This is a genomic window from Arthrobacter sp. PM3, assembly GCF_003352915.1.
Taxonomy (GTDB): Bacteria; Actinomycetota; Actinomycetes; order Actinomycetales; family Micrococcaceae; genus Arthrobacter.
In genome coordinates this window covers 2,896,679-2,918,856 of sequence record NZ_CP022314.1, presented here as the reverse complement: position 1 = coordinate 2,918,856, position 22,178 = coordinate 2,896,679, and the positions used below count along the sequence as shown (strand labels likewise).

Genomic DNA, 22,178 nt, shown 5'->3' with positions numbered 1-22,178 from the left:
ACTCGGAGCTTTCCGAAGTGCCTGACCACCGTCGCCGCAACGTCAATATGGTGGCAGGCACGATCGGCCACTTCGTGGAGTGGTACGACTGGTACGTCTACGGGCTGCTGGCAGCGGTGTTCTCATCGCAGATATTTCCAAGCGATTCCCCGTTCGCGTCCCTGATCGCGGCGCTGCTCACGTACGCACTCGGGTTTGTTGTACGCCCGCTCAGCGGAATCATCATCTCTCCACTGGCCGACCGCTTCGGACGACGGCTGATCCTCACACTGTCCATCTCCGGCATGGCGCTAGGTGCTCTGATCATCGGCCTCACGCCGTCATTTGCGACCATCGGCTACGCAGCACCGATTCTTTTTCTGGTCGCACGCATCCTCCAGGGCATCTCGGCCGGCAGCGAGGGACAGAGCGCCATCGCATTCATGGTTGAACACGCTCCGGCAAACCGGAGGGGCCTGTTCGGTTCGTTCACCAACATGGCAAGCGGCCTCGCGACCCTCGCAGCGACCGGCGCAGCGGCAATGGTGACCTCGGCCTTTGCCCCAGCGGACCTGGCCGCCTTTGGTTGGCGCATCCCGTTCATCGTGGGCGGCATCCTCGGCATCGCCGGTCTCATCCTGCGGGCCCGCTCGGATGAAACCCCTGAGTTTGAGGCAACTGCCCTCGTCGATCACAAGTCCGCCCCCGCCCGCCTGATGGACCTGCTTCGCGAACACCCGAAGGCGCTCTTGCAGGCGGCAGCGCTCTCTGCCCCGGCCGTGGCCTACTACACCTGGGCCACCTTCCTTCCCACCTACGCCAAGCTGACCACCGGCCGGGACCTGTCCTCCACCCTGGCCGGAAACGTTATCGGGCTGGCCTTGCTCGTTATCATCGTGCCGGTCTGCGGCGCGCTCTCGGACCGGCTCGGCCGACGCAAGATCTTCCCCATCATCGGTGCCATCGGCATGATCGTCCTCTTCTACCCCATGCTCTTGCTGCTGAACCAGCCGGGCTTCGGCGTCTACGTCCTGGTATCGGCGTCCGGGTGGGTGGTTCTCGGCATCTGGCAGGCCGTCTACCCGACCATCCAGGCAGAGCTGTTCCCGGCTGCGGTACGGGTATCGGGCATCGGATTCGCACACCAGATCGTCATCGCCGTCTTCGGTGGAACCGCCCCGCTGATCGCCGCCGCGTTCGTCGGCGCCGGACAGCCGATGCTCGTCGCGGTCTACATGATCGCCATTGTCGCGCTCTGCCTCATCGTCTACTTCACCCTCCCCGAGACCGGAAGCCGGGCCGGGCGTGTCACCGTGGCTCCCGCCGACACCGAGGTACTCGAAGGCGAACACCTGCTCTTGGGCACTTCGTCGGCCACTGACCAGGCGAAGCGTTCCCGGTAGGAACGCTGGTCCCCAGGAAGCCGTGGCGGCTCGACCGGGCAAGAAGGGGCGTGTCTGCCCCGGGCCTCGTCGAGCCGTCCGGCTCGCCAAGGGGCGGTCCCTTGGCAGGATGGAAACTCACGTTGCGTTATAACACTTTTTCTCGATAGGCGAAGAATAGAGAGGATGCCTTCAAGTGAACCAAATGATTATTAACACGTTCTCTTATCTATGGTCATCTACGGCAATTGATGCGATAGCTGAACTGGTCGACAACGGTTACAACACCTTTGAGGTTCCGGTCAGCTCTCCACATTGCTGGCCGGATGAAATTCCCGACGCGAAGCGCGCGGAGACTCGTGCAAGACTCGCTGAATACGGCGCCACAATCAGGTCGCTGAACGCCGGTGGATACGACATTAACCTGGCCAGCCCGGGCGCCAATATGCGCCGCAAAAGCATCGAGCACATTCAATCGGTGATCGACCTGGCCGCAGCCTGGGATGTCCGCGACGTTGTGATATCCCCCGGCACAAGACGCCCAATGATCTCACCTTCACTCGAGAAGACCTACGGGTGGATGTACGAGAGTCTGGAGGCTCTCATTCCGCTGGCCAAACAGGCCGGCACACGACTGCTTTTCGAAAACACTCCATACTGCTTCACCCCAACCATCCAGGACCTGGCAGGCGTGGTAAGCACTATCAACGACGATGCTGTAAAGATCGTGTACGACGTCGCCAACGCCGCCTACATTGGAGAGGATCCCGTCGAAAGTCTGCTCTCCAACCACCAGTCAATTGGACTTGTGCATATTTCCGATACCGGCACGGAAATCTGGGGGCATGATCCAATCGGCACCGGAGTAATCGACTGGAATAGATTGGGCAAAGCCGTCGACGCAACGTGCGGCGTCAATAACGTAGTCCTTGAGATCATCCGCGAAGAGAACCCAGTGCAGGAATTCAAGAAAGCAATGCAGGATCTCAAGAACCAAGGCTGGGATCTGGGTAGCTAACCCAGCGTTTGAGATCGCGGCCGATGAGCCGATGTTTGCGAGGAAATAATAGAATCGGTTTACATTTGCTGCGAATCTGCAAAGTGGCCGACTTTGCGGTCCATGATTTTCTACCATATTTGATGGTTAAAACAGTTTCATATGAATCGATGTTAATAAGGAGTGCGTGCAATGAGAGCACTGGTCAGTGGCGGAACTAGCGGCATAGGCGCAGCTGCATGCCTGAGACTCGCAGAGGCGGCTCTTGCCCGGGGCGTGCACCCGATGATTGCCGTATGTGGACAGGAATCGAACAGCAGTCAAGAACAAATCGTTCGTTCAATCCAGTCCATGGGCGGTTCCGCCATCGCAATGGCCGGCGATCTCGGCGACCCCGACGTACCAAGCCAACTGATAGAGGCTACAGTAGCGGAATTCGGTGGCCTGGACGCGTTGGTAGCGAACGCCGGAATCGCCAACCCGGGCCCCATCTGTGACGTGTCGCTTGAGGACTGGGAGAGGATGTTCTCCGTCAACCTTCGCGGCGCATGGCTTCTTGCCAAAGCAAGCTACCCGCACTTGAAGCAGAGCCGCGGCGCCGCCTGTTTTACCTCCTCAATGTCCGGTCAACAACCACATGCGGGATCAGGCGCTTACAGCCCAAGCAAAGCTGCGTTGACGATGCTGGCCCAAACGCTCGCGCTGGAATGGGCGCCTGACGGAATCCGTGCAAACGTCGTCTCCCCGGGCATGACCCATACACGGATGACGGAAAAAATGTATGAAGATCCCCAAATCAAGAAGGCAAGGGAAGATATCATCCCGCTGGCAAGAATTGGTGATCCCATGGACATTGCGAACGTGATCGAGTTACTTGTAGGTCCGCTATCGGGTTATGTCACCGGGCAGGACATCTGTGTCGATGGCGGCTTCTCCAAGTCTATTCTTAGCCACATTCCTGGTCGACCCAGCTCCAAGTCTTAGAGCCCGATCTTTACCGATACCGGGGAATTGACGTAGCCGTCGCCCGGGAGTGGCGGGAGCCCCGCCACCACAGCGCCCGCCACCACAGCGCCCGCCATACCCAGGCATTGCCCGAGCCCGCCCTTGCGGGCAGAGCACCGCTGCACGGGGCGGTCCCCCTCGCCTGTCCCGTCGTCGGGCCGGAAGCCTAAAAGTGTCCTCCCGGCACTGCTGCACTTCCGACCCCTGACGCCCCACACTAGGGGGATGCCCTCGACCCGGTCCCGGTCGAGGCCATCGCTGCACCGAACCACCATGCAGCAGCCCCCAAGCCGGTCCACTGACCGGATAACCAGCCGCAAGCAGCCTCCACAGAACGTCCCTGGCGAGATCATGCCATCGACTGATGAATTCCCGCGGATTCGCTCGTGTTGTGCACGCCGAACTCAGCGAGGACGCCGGCCCGACGCCGCTGGTCAAAGCGCACTGCACCAGGCAACTGCGAGAGCAAGAGATCCCGCACTCCCAAAGCCCGGTTCTGCGGGCCGCAACGAAGGACCGAGATTTGCTCAGCGGCGCAGTAATGAAGGAGGAACGGGGTGTGAAGTTGGTTCTATGCGTGACCGATAAAAGAGAATGGGAAGTCGATGAATTCAGTGCTCTTGGACAATCCGAAATCCATGGCCGGCGTTCCCATCTCATATGCATCGCTTGCGGGGGCAAAGCGTTCTTTCGCAAGTCCGGACGCAACGCACTTCCCAGTTTCGGGGCCCGGCACGCAGCAGGCTGCAAGGTGATCACCCCGAAGTGGAGCGCGTTCAGGTACCTCCAATGACCTGCCACGGGCCCTGTTACTGCACCGGTCGCCCGTAGTCCTGCCCCAGCCCAGGCACAACCCCGTTAGAACATCTCGAACGGAAATTCGATTCCGCAAGGATAGTTCCTCCCGCGACGAATACACCGCCATCAACGAGCTCACGACCGGCCGCAAGCCAATACCGGGTTGGCAGTAAATGCCGCGGCCGTTGCGCGGGGTCTTCTCCGGCTCCGTCTGATTGGAATACAGCCCAACCTGACAGAGGATGCCTCGGCTAGTCACACACGCCTTTTAACGGGGCGACTGGTTCTGCAGCCCGTCGAGCGCGACGTCGGCTACCCCGCGAATGCTTCACCCGCGGTGAGCCCGGTGGGGCGCAGCAGCCGACCGGGCTGCACCCCGTCGATGGCTAGAACAACCAGCTCTGAAGCAAAGGCCGCCTCAACGGCCCGGAACTGTCCGGACATCACGCCTTGGTCAATAATCTCCCTTACGCGCCGCGCTGCCGCGGCCGAGCTAGCGGCGAGAATGAGCACGCCGACGACGGCGCGCTGGGGCGGCAGTCAAAGCCACCGTGTAGGGGTAGAAGTTGGAAAGCACGAGGCGTTCAACCATCCACCCCGACACGGCCAGCGTTTGCAGCTGCGGGAAGGGCTAGTGCTTAGTCGAGCGGCCGTCGGCGCGCAGGGGCGGGGCCACGACGCCGTCGGGGATCGGCTCGAGGTACGGGGTTAGCGCGAGGATGTCCGAATGCTCCCGCTGTGCCGCTGTCAGAACTTCGCGGTCGATGACGATGGCAGCGGCTGTGGCAGCCATCGAGGTAGCAGCATGGATCATGCCCTTGTGCGCGGCCGGCATTTTGCCCTGCGCCACGGTTTGCCAAGCGTGGAAAGGAGTGCCCAGCGCCGCGGTGGCGGACGAGATCTGTACCGTGGGCACCACCCAACTGACGTCGCCCACGTCCGTTGAGCCTGTCATCTGCGGGCGCGGCTGTTCCGGAGAATACGGGGCGACCTCGTCGTGCAGGGCGCGTTCATCGCGCACGTCCCAGCCGACGAGCCGCTTCGCTGCGGCAATCTCCCGGCCATCAAGGCCAATAGCGAACTCGGTGGCGGCGAGTTGGTCGGCGGCATCGAACGGCACCGGGCCGAGCTGTTGCAGGACGCCCTCCAGGGTGCGCTCGAGCACCTCGTTGGGCAGCACCTCGGCGCACGCGCCGTCGAACTCAATCTCCAGTTCCGTCTCCGTCATCAGCGCTGCACCGCGGGCGATCCGCACAACCCGCTCGTGGAGGTCCCTCATTTGGCGCGTGTCCTCGGCGCGGATCACGTAGTAGACGCTGGCATGGGCCTGGACCACATTGGGGGAACGGCCGCCTGCATCGGTGATCGCATAGTGCACGCGTGCGGAGTCGGGCATATGCTCCCGCAGGAAGTTTACGCCGACATTCATCAGTTCGACGGCGTCCAGCGCGGAGCGCCCGAGATGGGGCATCGCTCCTGCGTGGGCCGCCAGGCCCGTGAAGTGGAAGTAGACCTGCGAGTACGACAGCGTCAGGGACTGGCGGCTTCGGGTGAGGGGCGTCGGATGCCAGGTCACGGCCGCGTCGACGTCATTGAACGCCCCGGCCTTGACCATGAACGTCTTTCCGGCGGCCGCCTCCTCGGCCGGGCAGCCGTAGTAGCGCACCCGGGCCTCGATGCCCGCCGCCTCGAAGTACTCGGCGGTGACCACAGCGGCTAGCAGCGCACCGGAGCCGAGCAGGTGGTGGTGGCAGCCGTGCCCGTTGCCGGAGGTGTTCGCCGGGTCCGGGGTGCGCAGCGGGTTCCCGGACTCCTGACTGATGTCGGCCAGTGCGTCGTATTCACCCAGGAAGGCGATGACGGGCCCCCCGGTTCCGCGTTCTGCGTGGAAGGCCGTCGGAATGCCGGCCACCTTCTCTGTGATCGTGAATCCGTGTGATCGGGCGGCAGCTTGGTGCTTTTCCTGGGCGCGGAATTCCTCCCAGCGCATTTCCGGGTCGTCCCAGATCGCGTCGGCCATCGCCGTGAACTCAGGGGCGGCGGCCGACGTCCGCTCGGTGAGCGCGCCCAGGTGGTCGGTGTGCAGGGTGCCGGGTGGCGTGGTGCTGTCGATGGTCATTGCTTTCCTTTCGAGGGGGTTGGTTCCGCGCTGGCGCGGGAGGAAGAAGGGGGCCGGCCCTAATGGGCGTGAGCCTGTGGCTCCGGTGTGAACGTCAGAATCGCCGCGGCCCCGGTGAGATGGCAGGCTCATCATCACGTGTGGCCGGCCATCCTGAATTCGGAGCCTTCGACAACTGCGCCTGCCTAGCGGCTCTGGTTGCGGAACCTGACCTCAGGCTTCCAGCGTGGTTGTCGTAGCGCCCGGCTCCCGGGCGGCCTGCAGTTCCAGCAGTTCGGCCCGGAGTGCTGGGTCGAGGGCGGCGTCCAGGACGGTCAGGGCCATGACGGTTGCGCCATCGAGGACCATTTGGTCGCCTTCCGGGGATGATGCTGCAGCGGTGAAGTTCGGGTGGTGCGGTACGGCTGTGCTGTCGCGGACCGAGACCATGCCGTGCAGGGCGGGGATGACTTGAGAGACGTTGCCCATGTCCGTGGATCCGCCGCCGAAGATCGGGGTGGTGTCCACGGGCCGGCCGATTTCTCCCATGTTGTTGTCCCAGGCTTTACCCAGCCCATTGTGGGTATTCAGGGGTGCGTAAGGGTGTTCGGTTTGGTGGTGCGTCCAGGTGCATCCAGTGGCGATAGCGGCGCCTTCGAAGCAGGCCAGCACGCGGCGCTTGAGGCCACGCCAGACGTCGATGTCCCCGGCACGAACTTCCACCTGGAGAGTGGTTTCCCCGGCGATGACGTTGGTGGCTCCTCCACCGTGGGAGATGAAGGCGTTGATGTTGGCGTTCTTCGGGAGGTGCTGGCGCAGCATGGCCATGTTCACCAAGGCAAGGCTCGCGGCGGCCCCGGCGTTGATGGCTTTGTCGGGGGCTCCGGCTGCGTGGGCTTCGCTGCCTTTGTACTGCACTTCAAAACGTTCGACGGCGGCGACCCCCATAGCTGCGACGCTACGGTCGGGGCCGGTTGCACCGTGGACCATGAGGGAGAAGGCAGCGTCTTCCCACGCGCCGGCCTGCAGCAGCGACACTTTGCCTCCGCCGTGTTCCTCGGCGGGCGTGCCCAGGAGCTTGATGCGCAGTCCGGCGGAGTCGGCCACTGGCTTGAGGGCCAACACGGCGCCAACTCCTGCGGCGGCGATCATGTTGTGGCCGCAGGCGTGGCCGACTTCCGGCAGTGCGTCGTACTCGGCGCAGACGACGACAGTCAGCTCACCGGTGCCGTACACGGCTTCGATGGAAGTAGGCAACCCATAGGCGGCCTCGGTGACGTCGAAGCCGTTCTCACGCAGGAACGATGCTACTAGCGAGGCGGATTGGTGCTCTTCCCAGGAGACCTCGGCGAGAGAGTGGATCTTGTGGCTGAGTTCGAGGAGGGAAGGTCCGGCGTCGGCAACCGAGGTTCGTACAATCTCGCGCAGTTGCTGGCTGATTGTCCGGGTGTCCACTGAAATTGTCATGATGTTCTTCCTTTTGCCTGATCAGTTGATGGGTTCGAGGGTTTCGGCAACGGCGACCGGCTGGACCGCCGGAGCGACGGCTTGCGGGCGCTTGATGAAGAGGACGGCGAGGGCGAAAGCGACAGAGAGTCCGGCGCAGATCCACCACACCGCGTGGAAAGAAAGCTGTGTGGCCGCGCGTGTGCCGGTTGTGGTGGGTGTTGAAAGGGCCGCCATCAGCAGGGCGAAGAGCGCCCCCGCGACGCCGCCTGCCGCCGTGCGTGCGGTGTTGTAGAGTCCCGAGGCGATGCCGACTGAATCGGCTTTGGCGCGTTGAACCACCAGCGTTGGCAGAGAGCTGATGACAAGGCCTGAACCCAGGCCCGAGACCGCCAGCCACACCGTGAAGATTACAAGGCTGCCTGGGATGAGGATCATCAGCACGAATGCGATCGCCCCAAGCGCGCCGCCCAACGCCACGGTGCGTGCACCTCCGAGGACCCTTGAAACACGGTCCCCAAGGGAAGCGCCAATGAAGGCTGCGACGGCAAGGACGCTCAGTACCAGTCCGGCAGTGGATGCCGACGCGCCGAAGCCGAAGCCTTGGGTGGAAGGATCTGTGCGAAGGTAGATGGAGATGGGCGCCTGGGCCCCGAAGAGCGTGGCTCCGTAGAGGAATGCGACGAAGATGGGCAAACCGATACCGCCGCGGAGCAGCATGTTCAGGTCCACCAGTGGGTGTTGGATGCGTCGGGCAGACACAACCCAGGCCACCAGCAGGAGGCCGCCCACCAGCATGGCCGCTGCGGTTGCCAGCGGAGGCCACGTTGCAAGATTGGATGCCCCACCCAGGACGGCCACCAGGCCACCGCCGAGCAGTACGGCTCCGAGATAATCGACCCGGCCTTGGGTGCGCAGCGGGGTCTCCCTCACGAAGATCGCGATACCCGGGACGCAGAGGGCAACGAAGATGGCCGGCACGAGCAGGGTTATCGAGAGGCTGCCTACGGCGTCCAGGACAAAGCCGGACAGCAGACCGCCAAATGTGGCGCCCAAGGTTAGGGCCGCCACGAGCCTGCCGATGCTGCGTCCTGATCTTTCCGAGTCGCGCTGGTGGACAATCGCGAACTCAAGGGGCAGGAAGACGGCCAATGGCGCCTGGATGGCCCGGCCCAGAAGGAACAGCTCGTAGCTCGGTGCCACGGCCACAAGGACTGATGCGCCGGCGACGATCGCGGTGGAGATCATCAGGAGACGTTTGTGGCCGAAGATGTCACCCAGTTTTGAGAGCAGGGGGACCACCAGCGCTGTGGACAGCAGGTAGGCCGCGCTGATCCAGTTCAGGGACGCGGCCGACACGCCGTAATGCTGTCCGATCGAGGAAAACAGTGGACTCAGCCAGCCCTGCAGGATGCCGCTGCCGATCTCCATGACAACCAGAAAGCCAACAACTCCCCCAGCCGGTTTGGATGTCTGCGCAAGTGAACGCATGTGCACTCCGATTTTTATGAGTAGTGAACGGGATCACACAATCATCAAGGGGGTATGTTTCTGACAGGTGAAATTGAAGCTTTCCCCGGATAGTCTTCATCCTGTGAAGGAATATGTGCTGGACCCGCTCGAGGAACGCATGATCCATGCTCTGCAGATTGAGGGCCGGGCACCGTGGACTGAGCTGGCACCGGTGATTGGCGTTGACGCCGTGACGCTGGCCCGGCGCTGGGAATCATTGCGGGAACGTGGCCTCGCGTGGGTCACGGGGATCTTCCCGACAGGCGCCTCGGCCTTGGTGGACATCACCTGCCTGCCGCAACACACCAGTGACGTTGCACGTCAGATGGCGCAACTACCCGCCGTGATGACCCTCGACCACACCTCAGGAGGGCGGGACCTGCTCGCCACCGTACTGGCCGAGAACCCCAGGGCTGTTTGGGATGTAGTCACCAACCAAATCGGCGCATTGGAAGGAATCCGGAACACCCAAACGCATCTGGTCACCGAAATGATCATGGAGGCCTCCGACTGGAGACTGCGCTCTCTCTCTTCGCAGGAGGCGGCCAAGATCGCCAAGCCCAAGCCGCCTCGGGCGCGGGCACCGCGGACTGTGCATCCCGACGTCGAACTCGCCTTGGTGCATTGCCTGATGGAGGACGGCCGCCGTCCCGTCAGCCGCATCGCAGCCGAACACGGCCTCAGCGAACAACGGGTGGCTGACGGCATGGCCCGCATGCGAGCCGACGGCAAACTGCGGATCCGTACCGACGTGGCCAGAAGCGTGACCGGCTGGCCAGTCTATGCCTGGTACTTCGTGCGCACCGCGGCCAAACACATCGAGCAAATGCACGGACTCATGGCGCGGATCCCCGAGGCCCGGACGGCGCTGGCCGTGGCAAGCCAGTACAACATGGTCGTGGCCGTATGGCTGCGGGAACTCACCGATGTCATGCGGTTCGAGGCGGCCCTGGAAGCAGCAGTTCCCAGCGCCCGGATTGTGGATCGGAGCGTAGTTTTCGGAATGAGCAAGCACCTTGGCCGGCTCATCGACGAGAACGGCCGGGCCACCCTGGGCTTCGTCCATCCATACCCGGAGACCGGCCCGGGCTTCGGCACTACAGTGCACCCAGGTAGAAAGAAACTTCACGGGGCCGCCTCGCACTCAACGTCGCCGAATGCTGAAGCTTCAGCTGACGAAGGGTGAACGCGATCTGTCAGCAACCAATGGTCGCGCCACCGAGGGCTCCAAGGGAGGCGTTCGGAGAACCGGACATATTCTTCAGTACAGCTGAGGCACGCCCCAAGCTGACGCCAGGCTGTGGTGAGAGCTCGTCGGATTTGGCTCGGTTTCGTTCTGTTCTGACTCAGCCACAATGACCCCGGAGGTCCAAACCTGACACCGGACGCCGCCCCTACTACCCTCAATAAAGCGGATATAAGTGTTGACAATGTCCACACCCTGTTTTGCCGCTGGGTGGGGATGCGCCTGGGCCGGGCACGGGATTGCCCAGCATGGCAAGCCCGCCCGGAGACACGACCACGACCGTCGCCGCATAGCCTGACTTCCTCCGGGCCGCCGCTAAGCTACGGGGAAAGTCCCGGCCTTCTCCGATATCGGCTGGACCTCATCGCCGGGGTCGCGGGACGCTCCGCGTCGCGCTTCGAGTTCGGCGGCGAGCTTACCGACCTGCACAACAGCGGCCCGGATCCTGACCGGGTCGCTGATTGTCAGGAACTGAAGCATGAGCCCGTCCAAAGCGGCAAAGATGGCAAGGGATATCGAATCATCTGCCGGCAGCCCCCGCTTCAGAAGGGCGTCCTCCACGGTCTGCATGTAATTGGCGTACAGCCGCTGCACCAGCTTCCGTACCTCAGGATTGCGTCTCGACTCCAGCAGCATTTCAAACTGGAACAGCTGCAATTCCGGCTCGGCCGACACGGTTGCAATCAGCGAATCAGCAAACTCCTCGTCGAAGTCCCCAATCCTTTCCAGTCCTGTTTCCTCGATGGACCTTTGGACTGCCCATTCCATGGTGGCCGACAAGAGGCCCTCGATTGAACCAAAGTGATGAGTCACCAGGGTGTGGTTAACGCCGGCCTTCGCCGCAACGGCACGGTAGGTGACGCCCCTGAGTCCCTTTCGGCCCACCACGTCGATGACAGCGGCGAGCAGGGCTTCCCGCCCGTCGCCGTAAGGCAGGCGGCCTGAAGGTTGCTTCATGAACCGAGTTTATCGTGCCCAGGGCGGGAAATAGGAGTCGTTGACAGCAAGAACTAAACAAGCGTAGAGTTTCGCTTGTGGTTGGGATCACTACCCCGACCGCAGCCGGAGTGAACGTTTCCCCTCCCATTTCCCCAGCGCAGTGCGGCGCGGGTGGCGCAGGGATTTTCCATATGTCTTCCGCATCGGCTACAGGCCATGCACTCTTTGAAAGAGCCAACGGATGAATCAAGAACCAGTCGTATCTGCAGTGCAGCCCGGGCTTGAAGCGCACGGCCCCATAGACGTTCCCGTGCGGTTGAGGGCCAACAAGCTCGGTGTCATAGCCATCGCGTTCTTTGCCATCGCTGCGGCAGCTCCCATGGCGGCCGTGGTAGGCGCCAGCCCCGTCCTGTTTTCGGCGACCGGAGCTGGAACGCCCGTGATCTATGTAATTGCCGCCCTTCTGGTTGCACTGTTCTCCGTGGGGTACCTGCGGATGAGCCAGCACATCACCAACGCGGGCGGCTTCGTCGCCTACATGGCGAAAGGGCTTGGCACCAAGTGGGCTACCGGCGGTGCTGGGATCGCCATCGTCACGTACCTCAGCCTGCAAATCGGATTGTGGTCCCAGTTTGGTGTCTTCGCGCAGCTCCTGGTTGAAGGACTTACGGGAATCAGTGTGCCGGTTTACATCTGGATCGCTGTACTGCTTGCAGTGGTCACCGGGCTGACGATGCGGGGCGTGGACGCGAGCCTTAAGGTCCTGGGGATTCTCATCCTGGGTGAGGCATTCGCGGTGGCAGCCCTCGTGATCTCGCTCATCGCACAAAAGGGCTTCGGCATTTTCAGCTTTGATGGCTTTACCGGAGCCAACGTCTTTGGTCCGGGCCTGGGTATTTCCCTGCTGTTCGCTTTCGCCTGCTTTACAAGCTTCGAAGCCACCGTGGTGTTCGCTGAGGAAGCTAAGGACCCGCGCAGGACCATCCCCCGCGCCGCGTACTTCGTTATTGCCTTCGTCGGCATCTTCTACACCATCTCGACCTGGGCCATCAGTGGCGCCATCGGCATTGACAACATTCAAACCGTTGCGACCGAAAATCCTGCCAGCATGATTTTCGATCTGGCGGACAACAGTGCCGGCTACTGGCTGAGCATGACCATGCAGGTCCTGGTCGTCACCAGCTTCCTCGCCATGCTGCTGGGTCTGTCCAACATGTTCTCGAGGTACCTCTTCTCGCTCGGACGCTCCGGGGCGCTGCCGGCACGGCTGTCTGCCGTGTCAACGACCGGTGCACCGCACGTTGCCGGCCTGATCAACGGCATCGTCGTTCTGCTGATCATCAGCGCCTTCCTTTTTGCCGGCGCCGACCCCATCACCACAGTCTTCTCCTGGTTCGTCGCACTGGGCACCGCGGGATTCATCACCATCCTGTTGGTCACCTCGGCCGCGATCATCGTGTTCTTTGCACGGAACCGGATGCGGGACAACCTTTGGGTTACGGTCATCGCGCCCGCGTTGTCCTTCCTCGCCTTCATCGTCATCGGGTACCTGACCCTGGATAACTACGACGCGCTGCTCGGCGGCGCGGGCGGTGCCGCCCGGTGGCTGCTGCTGGCCATCCCCCTCTTCTTCGTCGCCGGCCTCGCCCGAGGGGCACAAAAGAAGGAAATTGACTTCGCCGCTGTCGTCGGCTGAGCGCCGCCTGCAACTTCCATCAGTCCATCCCACAAAGTAACAAGAACAAGGAAAACAACCATGACTTCAGTTGACATCCAGGACTTCATTCCGGAAGATCAGTGGCCGCCGGTATCCGCCATGCTCGAAGGCTTCGGGGACCAAACCCTTCCGGCCTCCGCCGCTCTCGCGGGCACGACCCTGACGCTGCCTGCCGACGGTTACACAGCCGACTACGCATTCCAGAACGAGTCCTCCCTTCTCTGGACCGAGAGGCGGGGCGAGGAAAAGACCAGCGGCGAGGCCACCTACAAGGCCATCGAGGCAAGGCCCGGCATCTTCATCATCGACTTCGTACGGGGCGAAGGGTTCAACGCCGAAAACATCACCGTCATCCTTGACCGCAACACCGGCGCCGCCACCACCGGCGTATCGCGCTTCCTCGACGTTGACGGCAGGACCCGCAGCACCACGGACTTCAGCCAGGTCAACATCAACGGTGCCGATGTGAAGCACGAGCGTTCCAGCGGCCTGGTTGGCAAGCGGATCTTCTACCGCTACAGCGACGTCGAAACCTACGAGCACATTTACCTCAACCCGGGCACGTTCACTTGGAACTGCATTCGCGGCGGCGAGGCCGGTCTGGCTGACACTGACCGCTGCATGACCTGGGAAGTTGCCGAGGACCTGTTCATCTTCTTCTGGACGGAAAAGGTCATGTGTGTTGAGGCCGTGCTGTTGGTTGACCTGCGCGAGGAGCGTTCCATTGGCCGGATGTTCGGTTGGGACGACCCCGCCAACGAACCGGTCATCCTGCCGTTCAACTCGCGGCTCAGCGTCCTTAACACCACCGTGTACCCGGCGGACACTCACAAGCATTAATCATTGGGAGGTGTCCAGCCGCTCGGCTGGACACCTCCCGCCCGGGACTGGGCACCTTCCTCCATGCCAGGTGGGGCGCCGGGACGCCCACGGCCCCGGCAGTAAGCAGGAGATCGGACAAGACCTTGGATATGGGACTGCGAAACCGTGTAGCTCTGGTGACGGGGGGCGGCTCCGGCATCGGACGGGCGTGCGTCGAAGCCCTTGCCGCCGAAGGAGCGAAGGTTTTCATTGTTGACCGGAACACGGCGGGCGCTGCAGTTGCGGAGGAGCTGATCAGCAGGGGCCATGATGTCGAATTCGCCCAAGCGGACGTCACGGACGAAAGCGACGTGCGCGCCGTCGTGCAAAGGTTGGACGAGTTTTACGGTCAACTGGACACCGTTATCGGCTGCGCCGGAGTATCAGGCCCCGTGGGGGCAACGGCAGAGGACATTACCGTCGAAGACTGGGACCGCGTTATGGCTGTCAACGTCCGCGGGAACTTCCTGGTCGCCAAGCACACCATACCGCTGCTAAAGCGAAGTGACATTGCATCCATCGTGTTCCTCGCTTCCGACTCCGCGCTCGTGGCGTTCGAGGGCATGACGCCGTACAGCACCTCCAAGGGTGCCGTGCTGATGCTGACCAAGGCTCTGAGCGTCGATCACGACGGACTGAGGGTGAACTGCTTGTGCCCGGGCGTGGTTGACACTCCGATGTCCCGCGCGGACCTTGGTCGGCCGCAAGGTTTTGCGGGCACCGGGCTTCCCGTTATTGATGCACAGCAGATCGGGCGCCACGCAGCATTCCTCGCATCCCCGGTCAGCGCGCCCATCAACGGGACCAGCATCGTCGCTGACTTCGGATATTTGGCACGATCAGCCCAACCGGCACTCGAATTCTCGTAAATCTCCAGCCCGGCCCCCCGGACAACGCAAAACACCACTCGAAGAGGAGAACCACATGAAAACTCACGAATCACTACTGGATGACATCACCTCATTTACCGGCCCGACGCGCACGATTCTTGATCCTGCTACCGGAGGGGTTGTTGGTGAGGCGCCGATCCATGATCTCGAGTACCTGGAAACGGTGGTAGCTGCAGCCCAAGCCGCCCAGCCCTCGTGGGCCGCTCTCGGCCATGAGGGACGGTCCGAGGCGCTGCTGAAAGCAGCCGACGCCGTGGAACGCTCAGCCGAGGAACTGGCACAGATCCTCTCCCGCGAGCAAGGCAAACCCCTGAACGGACCCAACGCACGCTTCGAGGTCGGCGCCTGCGCAGCCTGGCTGCGGTCGGCGGCAACCATCGAACTGAAGCCGGAAACTGTCGTCGACGACGGTGAAACCCGCGCCCAGCTCCACTACAAGCCGATCGGCGTCGTGGCCGCGATCGGACCATGGAACTGGCCCATGATGATCGCCGTATGGCAGCTTGCGCCGGCCTTGCGGATGGGCAATACGGTGGTGGTCAAGCCTTCAGGGAACACTCCCCTGTCCGTCTTGGCCTTGGTCAGGGTTATTAACGAAGCTCTGCCAGAGGGGATCCTGACGGCTGTTTCATGTGGACGGGACGTAGGGGCGCGCCTCACTGAGCACCCGGCGATCGGCAAAGTTATGTTTACCGGTTCCACCGCCGCCGGGCGCGCTATCATCAAGTCCTCTGCCGACACCGTCAAACGCCTGACCTTGGAACTGGGCGGCAACGACGCCGGCATCGTGCTGCCGGATGCCGATCCGAAGGCCATCGCCGAGGACGTCTTTTGGGGTGCATTCATCAACACCGGCCAGACCTGCGCAGCCCTCAAGCGACTCTACGTCCACGAAGACATCTACGAGGCAGTATGCGATGAGCTGACCAAGGTTGCCGCCGCCATGCCAATGGGCAACGGCCTGGACGAGAAAAACGTCCTCGGACCGCTGCAGAACAAGTCGCAGTACGACATCGTGACCAACCTTGTAAACGCGGCCAAGGATTCCGGCGCGCGCGTGCTGCTCGGCGGGAACCCGGACACCGGCCAGCCCGGCTACTTCTACCCCACCACCCTCGTGGCCGACATCGACAACGACAACCCGCTCGTCGCCGAGGAACAGTTCGGTCCCGCGCTGCCAATCATCAAATACAGCACCATCGATGAAGCCGTAGAGAAAGCCAACGGCCTGGATGTCGGCCTCGGCGCTTCCGTCTGGAGCAGCAACCTCGACCTTGCACGCGAAGTTGCAGGCCGGATCGAAGCAGGCACGGTGTGGATCAACAAGCACGGCACCGTTGACCCCCGCATCCCGTTCGGTGGCGCCAAGCAATCAGGATACGGCCTCGAGTTCGGCGTCGAAGGCCTCAAAGCCGTCGGTGTCCCCCAAGTCATCAACGGCTGACCGGACGCACCCAAGCACCTGACCGATGCCCACGCCTCCCCTGAAGCGTGGGCATCGGTCTTTAACACAGCACGTTAGCCATCAATGCAAAGGAACCACATGAGCAACCGTCCAGTCGCAATCGTTACAGGAGGAGGCACGGGGATAGGCAGCGCCGCGGCGGGCGCGCTTAGGGCACAGGGATGGGAGGTGGTAATCTCCGGTCGCCGCGCCGAGCCGTTGCAGCGGATAGCGGAGGCAACCGGCGCTTTCCCGGTGGTAGCCGACGCCTGCTTGCAGCAGGATGTGAGCAGGCTTGTCGAGTCGGCGCTCGCCCGATTTGGCTCTGTCAGCGGACTGGTTCTGAACGCCGGAATTGTCCGCCCGGGATCAGCAGGGGAATTGTCGAACGAGGACTGGGACGCCATGATCGGAACAAACCTCACGGGTCCTTTCCGCCTGATCCGTGAAGCGATGCCCCACTTGCTCGATACCAACGGCGCGATCGTCGGCGTGTCCTCCGCGGCTGCCCTTAGGGCGACGGCAGGCACGGCCGGCTACAGCGCAACCAAAGCCGGCCTGGCGATGCTGGTTCAGTCCATCGCCGTTGACTACGGTCCCCGTGGCGTGAGGGCCAACGTCGTCTGCCCCGGTTGGACAAGGACCGAAATGGCCGACATGGAGATGAAGGAATACGGAGCAGAACTGGGGTTAAGCTCCGACGACGCATACAAGGCAGCAACCTCCTTTGTGCCGGCCCGCAGGCCCGCAGAGGCCGCAGAAGTAGCCGACGTTATCGCCTGGCTGCTCTCGGACAAGGCCTCCTACGTTAATGCCGCCGTGATACCGGTGGACGGCGGGATGATATCAGTCGATCCAGGCGGTCTTGCCCTTAGCCCCGGTGATTCGCTCAAGCACGCAGGCCAGCCATGAGGCACCACGGCTCGCCCGGTGCCCTGCTCCAGGGACGGCGGCCGTCCCTTATTCAACCCCTGGGTGGAACGAACCCAAAGGTTGGGGAACCAAGTACGGAAACCGGCGAGTACATCTCTGATTGGACGAAGTTAGGTCCCGGTGATGAAGTACTGCTAGTCATGAACGGTACGGAGGTGTCAGCAGGATCGGTGGACACCGTGACCGAAGACGGTGAAATCCTCTGGCTTCACCTCAGTGACGGCGGCGGCCGCCGTCTGTACTTGAGAAGTGAAGGGGAAGAAGTCTGGCGACTGCCATCCCACGGCACAGTGTAGGTTCACGAAAAGGTGGCCTCGAACAAATCTGTTCGAGGCCACCTTTTGTTCGCCCCTAGGCTGCTATTCAACGCTTTAGCTTGATGCTTCGACGCGATCCCGTCAGGTCACCATTAAACGGCCAGGAGGCCGCTTGGCGAACTCAGGTTTCTAGGCCAACTCGTAGCTCCGCGCCGTGGTCTGGAGCCCGGCGAAGAACAGGGCCAGTTCCGCCGTCGCGGTCAGGGGGAGAACGTTCGCGACGTACTGGTCGGGGCGCACGACGACGACCACGCCGTCGCGGCTGAGGCCGCGCTGGTCGAAGATGTCGGCCGCTGGATCGGTTCCGAAGACTTTCTCCAGGTAGGTGAGCTTGAACGGCCCGACGGTGGGTTTGAAGACGGCCGGGACGGCGTTGATGTCCACACCGGTGTGGTCCTGCTGATAGATCACCTTGACGTCGAACCAGGCGTCGCGATCAAGGTCTAACGGTGTCGCGGCCAGCGGGGAGTCACTCGCGGTCGCGAGCCACTCGGCGAAGTCCGCCACGGGTCCCGGGGTGCCGGCCGTTGCGGTATCAGCGAAGACGTAGATGCGCCAGCGGCCGTCTGCTTTCGCATGGTGGCCGAGGTGGACGGGGTTGGTATCGCAGACCCGCTGCACGGGGGCGGACTTGAAGCGCTTGCCGATCGGGAAATCGGTGGCCAAGTCCTGGTGCTTAGGTTCGGCAATGAGCATGGAGGGCCCGTACTGGGTCATGAAGCCGGCGGGGAATTCCGCGGTGCTGGTGTAAAAGGTTTCCAGTTCGGTGGGATCCGTGAACTCCTCCGGCTTCTTGGCCATGAGCGTGGACCATTCTTTATCGAAGTCGATCAGGTTCTTCGCCACGATCTGCCGCTCGGCGGAATAGGTGTCCAGGAGGGTTTCGGGGCTGCGGCCCTCCAGGACGTGACCGAGCTTCCAGCCGATGTTGAACCCGTCCTGCATGGAGACGTTCATGCCCTGGCCGGCTTTGGCGCTGTGGGTGTGGCAGGCATCGCCGGTGATGAACACCCTGGGACTGCGCGTACCGCGTTCCTCCGGGAGGACATCGTCGAACCTGTCCGTGAGGCGGTGGCCTACCTCGTAGACGCTGTGCCACGCCACGTTGCGGACATCGAGGGTGTACGGGCGGAGGATGTCGTTGGCCTTGGCGATGATCTGCTCGATGGTGGTCTTGCGGACCGCGCCGTGATCGTCGGCAGCGACTTCTCCGAGGTCTACGTACATGCGGAACAGGTGTCCGCCTTCGCGGGGAATCAGCAGGATGCTCCCGCCCTCTCCGGACTGTATGGCGCACTTCAAACGGATATCCGGGAAGTCTGTCACTGCCAGCACGTCCATGACACCCCATGCGTGGTTGGCCTGGTCCCCGGCCAACGTGCAACCAATCGCTGAACGCACCTTACTGCGCGCCCCGTCCGCACCGACGACGTACTTGGCACGGACCACGCGTTCGCGGCCTTCATCCGGGCCCGAGGTGCGGGCAAGGGTCACCGTGACGGGGTATTCACCCTCACCAGTGACCTCCAGGCCCACGAATTCATACCCGTAGTCCGGCCGCATACGGGCCGGAGAGTTGGCCATGAACTCGGCGAAATAGTCCAACACGCGTGCCTGGTTCACGATCAGGTGCGGGAACTCGCTGATCCCTGCCGGGTCGTCGACTGCCCGCGCACTGCGGACGATTTTTGAATGGTCGGCGGGGTCCGGCTTCCAGAACGCCATCTCAGTAATCCGGTACGCCTCAGCTGTTATTTGCTCCGCGAAACCAAAGGCCTGGAACGTCTCTACGCTCCGGGCCTGGATACCGTCAGCCTGCCCAATGGCCAAGCGGCCGGGCCGGCGCTCGACGATCCGGGTGGTAACACCTGGAAACTGCGACAATTGTGCGGCCGTCAGCATGCCGGCAGGCCCGCTGCCCACGATGAGCACATCGACTTCATCAGGGAGCTCACTGAGCCGCTCAATGCCGACTCCCGCGGGCGCCTGGGCCCTCGGGTCTCCGGATACGTAGCCGTGATGGTGGAACTGCACGGGCTTTCCTCACTTCTTCGTGGCTAGCTTAGTGTTCGATAATAGAACACCATATTCTATAAAAGAACAATTGAGCACTAGCTCGGTTGACTGTGGGCCAAGCCACAAGACGCGGACATGGGGGTTGCGAGGCTGGGAAAAAAGCTTGACCCGCATCACAGTGACAGTGCATAGTTTCGTATACGATTTCGTACTTGATTCTTCGGCGCGGGTTGCCGCCCTCAGCTCCCGCCCCGCAAGCTCCGACCAACCAGCCCACCCTTAGCGAAAAGGACTTCATCGATGACGACCTCAGTAGAGACCGCTAAACACTTCATTCCCGAAAACCTCCCGACACACCTGCAGCACTTCATAGATGGGAAATTCGTCGACTCGATCAGTGGCAAGACTTTCGCCGTCCTGGACCCGGTATCGAATGAGAACTACGCGACGGCCGCTTCTGCCCACGAGGAGGACGTCGACCTCGCCGTGGCGGCCGCCTTGCGCGCGTTCAAGGAAGGCCCGTGGTCGAAGATGCTCCCACGGGAACGCTCGCGTGTGCTGCACAAGATCGCCGACATCGTCGAATCCCGCGACGACGAACTTGCCTTACTCGAAAGCTTCGACTCTGGGCTTCCCATCACCCAGGCCAAGGGCCAGGCCCGCCGTGCTGCTGAGAACTTCCGCTTCTTCGCCGACCTGATCGTGGCCCAGGAAGACAACGCCTTCAAGGTCCCCGGCCGCCAGATCAACTACGTGAACCGCAAGCCGATCGGCGTCGCCGGCCTCATCACCCCCTGGAACGTCCCGTTCATGCAGGAGTCCTGGAAGCTCGCCCCGGCCATCGCCACCGGCAACACCGTGGTCATGAAGCCTGCAAGCTACACCCCCCTCTCCGCCGTCCTCTGGCCGGAGATCTTCCGCGAGGCCGGCCTGCCCGACGGCGTCTTCAACCTGGTCTTTGGATCCGGCGGCGTTGCCGGGGACTACCTGGTCAGGCACCCCGACGTGCCCATCATTTCCTTCACGGGCGACAGCTCGACCGGGGCGACGATCTCCACCGCGGCCGCGCCGCAATTCAAGAGCCTTTCCCTTGAACTGGGAGGCAAGAGCCCGGCCGTGATCTTCGCCGATGCGGATATCGAAGCGGCCCTGGATGCCACCGTTTTCGGCGTCTTCAGCCTCAACGGCGAACGCTGCACCGCCGGCAGCCGGGTGCTGGTGCACCGGGACATCTACGACGACTTTGTCACCCGCTTCGCCGAACGCGCCAAGAACATCGTCGTCGGGCTGCCCAGCGACCCGGCCACGGAAGTAGGATCGCTCGTCCATCCCAACCACTGCGAGAAGGTCCTGAGCTACATCGAGATCGGCAAGTCCGAGGGCCGGCTCCTCGCCGGCGGTGGCCGCGCCGAGGGCTTCACCTCCGGAAACTACGTCGCCCCGACCGTCTTCGCGGATGTGGCCCCTGACGCGCGGATCTTCCAGGAGGAGATCTTCGGTCCCGTCGTGGCGATCACACCCTTCGAGAACGATGAAGAGGCCCTCGAACTCGCGAACAATACCAAGTACGGGCTCGCGGCCTACGTCTGGACCGAAAACCTCAAGCGGGCCCACAACTTCGCCAACGGCATCGAGTCAGGCATGGTGTGGCTCAATTCCAACAACGTCCGCGACCTCCGCACCCCCTTCGGCGGCGTCAAAGCCTCCGGTCTCGGTCGCGAAGGCGGCTACCGCTCAGTGGATTTCTACACGACACAGCAGTCCGTGCAGATCAATCTCAACGAAGCCCACTCCCCTCGCTTCGGCACACGCAAGTAGGACCACATCCAGCCGCTGCAGCAGAACCCTCACTCAACGAAGAGAGAACACCATGAGCAACGTCATCCCCACCCCCAGCGTCCCGGCCCCGGACATCGTCCGCTGCGCCTACATGGAAATCGTGGTCACCGACCTCGCCAAGTCCCGCGCCTTCTACGTGGACCTGCTCGGCCTGCACGTGACCGAGGAAGACGAGAACGCGATCTACCTGCGCTCCCTCGAGGAGTTCATCCACCACAACCTGGTGCTCCGCAAGGGCCCCATCGCCGCCGTCGCCGCCTTCGCCTACCGGGTGAAATCCCCCGCCGAGGTCGACGCCGCCGAGGCCTACTACAAGGAACTCGGCTGCCGCACCGAACGCCGCAAGGACGGCTTCACCAAGGGCATCGGCGACTCCGTCCGCGTCGAGGACCCGCTGGGCTTCCCCTACGAGTTCTTCTACGAGGTCGAGCACGTGGAGCGCCTCACCCAGCGCTACGACCTCTACTCCGCCGGCGAACTCGTCCGGCTGGACCACTTCAACCAGGTCACCCCGGACGTCCCGCGCGGCCGCAAGTACCTCGAAGACCTCGGCTTCCGAGTCTCCGAAGACATCCAGGACTCCGACGGCGTCACGTACGCCGCCTGGATGCACCGCAAGCAGACCGTCCACGACACCGCCCTGACCGGCGGCAACGGACCCCGCATGCACCACGTCGCGTTCGCCACGCACGAGAAGCACAACATCATCCAGATCTGCGACAAGATGGGCGCCCTGCGCATCAGCGACCGGATCGAACG

Annotated in this window: 16 protein-coding genes; 11 read left to right on the top strand and 5 right to left on the bottom strand. The window is 62.7% G+C overall.

The features are described from left to right. Positions 1 to 17: 17 nt before the first annotated feature. The 3 genes from CFN17_RS13225 (at position 18) to CFN17_RS13215 (ending at position 3,342) form a co-directional block, all read left to right on the top strand. Positions 18 to 1,382 carry an MFS transporter gene (locus tag CFN17_RS13225; protein WP_261792196.1) on the top strand — a complete coding sequence of 455 codons (1,365 nt, stop codon included), beginning with the start codon at positions 18 to 20 and terminating at the stop codon, positions 1,380 to 1,382. A gap of 184 nt (positions 1,383 to 1,566) precedes the next feature. Continuing rightward, a complete protein-coding gene (locus CFN17_RS13220) occupies positions 1,567 to 2,379 on the top strand; it encodes a sugar phosphate isomerase/epimerase (protein WP_208751487.1) in 813 nt (270 codons plus the stop codon). Between the two features lie 171 nt (positions 2,380 to 2,550). Then, on the top strand, positions 2,551 to 3,342 hold the full coding sequence (locus CFN17_RS13215; RefSeq protein WP_208748248.1) for an SDR family NAD(P)-dependent oxidoreductase: 792 nt from the start codon (positions 2,551 to 2,553) through the stop codon (positions 3,340 to 3,342). Between the two features lie 1,450 nt (positions 3,343 to 4,792). On the opposite strand, the gene CFN17_RS13210 is transcribed toward CFN17_RS13215, so the two are convergent. The 3 genes from CFN17_RS13210 to CFN17_RS13200 form a co-directional block, all read right to left on the bottom strand. After that, positions 4,793 to 6,280: an amidohydrolase gene (locus CFN17_RS13210; RefSeq protein WP_208748247.1), complete on the bottom strand. Its 1,488-nt coding sequence runs from the start codon at positions 6,278 to 6,280 to the stop codon at positions 4,793 to 4,795. 213 nt (positions 6,281 to 6,493) lie between these two features. After that, positions 6,494 to 7,726, bottom strand: coding sequence for an amidohydrolase (locus tag CFN17_RS13205; RefSeq protein WP_208748246.1), 1,233 nt, complete (start codon positions 7,724 to 7,726; stop codon positions 6,494 to 6,496). 21 nt (positions 7,727 to 7,747) lie between these two features. Continuing rightward, positions 7,748 to 9,136 (bottom strand): MFS transporter, encoded by a 1,389-nt coding sequence (locus CFN17_RS13200; protein ID WP_261792195.1) that lies wholly within the window; start codon positions 9,134 to 9,136, stop codon positions 7,748 to 7,750. Between the two features lie 163 nt (positions 9,137 to 9,299). On the opposite strand from CFN17_RS13200, the gene CFN17_RS13195 reads away from it, so the two are divergent. Beyond that, positions 9,300 to 10,403, top strand: coding sequence for an Lrp/AsnC family transcriptional regulator (locus CFN17_RS13195; RefSeq protein ID WP_261792194.1), 1,104 nt, complete (start codon positions 9,300 to 9,302; stop codon positions 10,401 to 10,403). Between the two features lie 375 nt (positions 10,404 to 10,778). Here CFN17_RS13195 and CFN17_RS13190 read toward each other — a convergent pair whose 3' ends face one another. Beyond that, positions 10,779 to 11,420 (bottom strand): TetR/AcrR family transcriptional regulator, encoded by a 642-nt coding sequence (locus CFN17_RS13190; RefSeq protein WP_208748244.1) that lies wholly within the window; start codon positions 11,418 to 11,420, stop codon positions 10,779 to 10,781. Between the two features lie 223 nt (positions 11,421 to 11,643). On the opposite strand from CFN17_RS13190, the gene CFN17_RS13185 reads away from it, so the two are divergent. From CFN17_RS13185 to CFN17_RS13165, 5 genes are all read left to right on the top strand, one after another. After that, the gene (locus CFN17_RS13185) at positions 11,644 to 13,098 is read left to right on the top strand and encodes an APC family permease (protein ID WP_208748243.1); all 1,455 of its coding nucleotides are present in this window, start codon (positions 11,644 to 11,646) and stop codon (positions 13,096 to 13,098) included. A 60-nt stretch (positions 13,099 to 13,158) separates the two neighbouring features. Further along, positions 13,159 to 13,959, top strand: coding sequence for a MoaF C-terminal domain-containing protein (locus tag CFN17_RS13180; protein ID WP_208748242.1), 801 nt, complete (start codon positions 13,159 to 13,161; stop codon positions 13,957 to 13,959). A gap of 131 nt (positions 13,960 to 14,090) precedes the next feature. After that, a complete protein-coding gene (locus tag CFN17_RS13175) occupies positions 14,091 to 14,849 on the top strand; it encodes an SDR family NAD(P)-dependent oxidoreductase (protein WP_208748241.1) in 759 nt (252 codons plus the stop codon). Between the two features lie 55 nt (positions 14,850 to 14,904). Next, positions 14,905 to 16,314, top strand: coding sequence for an aldehyde dehydrogenase family protein (locus tag CFN17_RS13170; RefSeq protein ID WP_208748240.1), 1,410 nt, complete (start codon positions 14,905 to 14,907; stop codon positions 16,312 to 16,314). Positions 16,315 to 16,413: 99 nt separating this feature from the next. Further along, on the top strand, positions 16,414 to 17,226 hold the full coding sequence (locus tag CFN17_RS13165; RefSeq protein WP_208748239.1) for an SDR family NAD(P)-dependent oxidoreductase: 813 nt from the start codon (positions 16,414 to 16,416) through the stop codon (positions 17,224 to 17,226). 467 nt (positions 17,227 to 17,693) lie between these two features. Here CFN17_RS13165 and CFN17_RS13160 read toward each other — a convergent pair whose 3' ends face one another. Beyond that, complete coding sequence (locus tag CFN17_RS13160; protein WP_208748238.1) at positions 17,694 to 19,598, bottom strand: FAD-binding monooxygenase; 1,905 nt, start codon at positions 19,596 to 19,598, stop codon at positions 17,694 to 17,696. Between the two features lie 282 nt (positions 19,599 to 19,880). Between CFN17_RS13160 and hpaE the strand changes: the two genes are divergently transcribed. Together hpaE and CFN17_RS13150 are read left to right on the top strand one after the other, a co-directional pair. Then, entirely contained in the window at positions 19,881 to 21,398 is a 1,518-nt protein-coding gene (gene hpaE / locus CFN17_RS13155) for a 5-carboxymethyl-2-hydroxymuconate semialdehyde dehydrogenase (protein WP_208748237.1), read from the top strand. 52 nt (positions 21,399 to 21,450) lie between these two features. Continuing rightward, positions 21,451 to 22,178: VOC family protein (locus tag CFN17_RS13150; protein ID WP_208751485.1), on the top strand; the 728-nt coding region annotated here is incomplete at its 3' end.

Bases quoted from the DNA above. Each gene is read 5' to 3' on its own strand.
- CFN17_RS13220 (WP_208751487.1), top strand. From the start codon at position 1,567: ATGATTATTAACACGTTCTCTTATCTATGGTCATCTACGGCAATTGAT.
- CFN17_RS13215 (WP_208748248.1), top strand. From the start codon at position 2,551: ATGAGAGCACTGGTCAGTGGCGGAACTAGCGGCATAGGCGCAGCTGCA.
- CFN17_RS13210 (WP_208748247.1), bottom strand. From the start codon at position 6,280: ATGACCATCGACAGCACCACGCCACCCGGCACCCTGCACACCGACCAC.
- CFN17_RS13205 (WP_208748246.1), bottom strand. From the start codon at position 7,726: ATGACAATTTCAGTGGACACCCGGACAATCAGCCAGCAACTGCGCGAG.
- CFN17_RS13200 (WP_261792195.1), bottom strand. From the start codon at position 9,136: ATGGAGATCGGCAGCGGCATCCTGCAGGGCTGGCTGAGTCCACTGTTT.
- CFN17_RS13190 (WP_208748244.1), bottom strand. From the start codon at position 11,420: ATGAAGCAACCTTCAGGCCGCCTGCCTTACGGCGACGGGCGGGAAGCC.
- CFN17_RS13185 (WP_208748243.1), top strand. From the start codon at position 11,644: ATGAATCAAGAACCAGTCGTATCTGCAGTGCAGCCCGGGCTTGAAGCG.
- CFN17_RS13180 (WP_208748242.1), top strand. From the start codon at position 13,159: ATGACTTCAGTTGACATCCAGGACTTCATTCCGGAAGATCAGTGGCCG.
- CFN17_RS13175 (WP_208748241.1), top strand. From the start codon at position 14,091: ATGGGACTGCGAAACCGTGTAGCTCTGGTGACGGGGGGCGGCTCCGGC.
- CFN17_RS13170 (WP_208748240.1), top strand. From the start codon at position 14,905: ATGAAAACTCACGAATCACTACTGGATGACATCACCTCATTTACCGGC.
- CFN17_RS13165 (WP_208748239.1), top strand. From the start codon at position 16,414: ATGAGCAACCGTCCAGTCGCAATCGTTACAGGAGGAGGCACGGGGATA.
- hpaE (WP_208748237.1), top strand. From the start codon at position 19,881: ATGACGACCTCAGTAGAGACCGCTAAACACTTCATTCCCGAAAACCTC.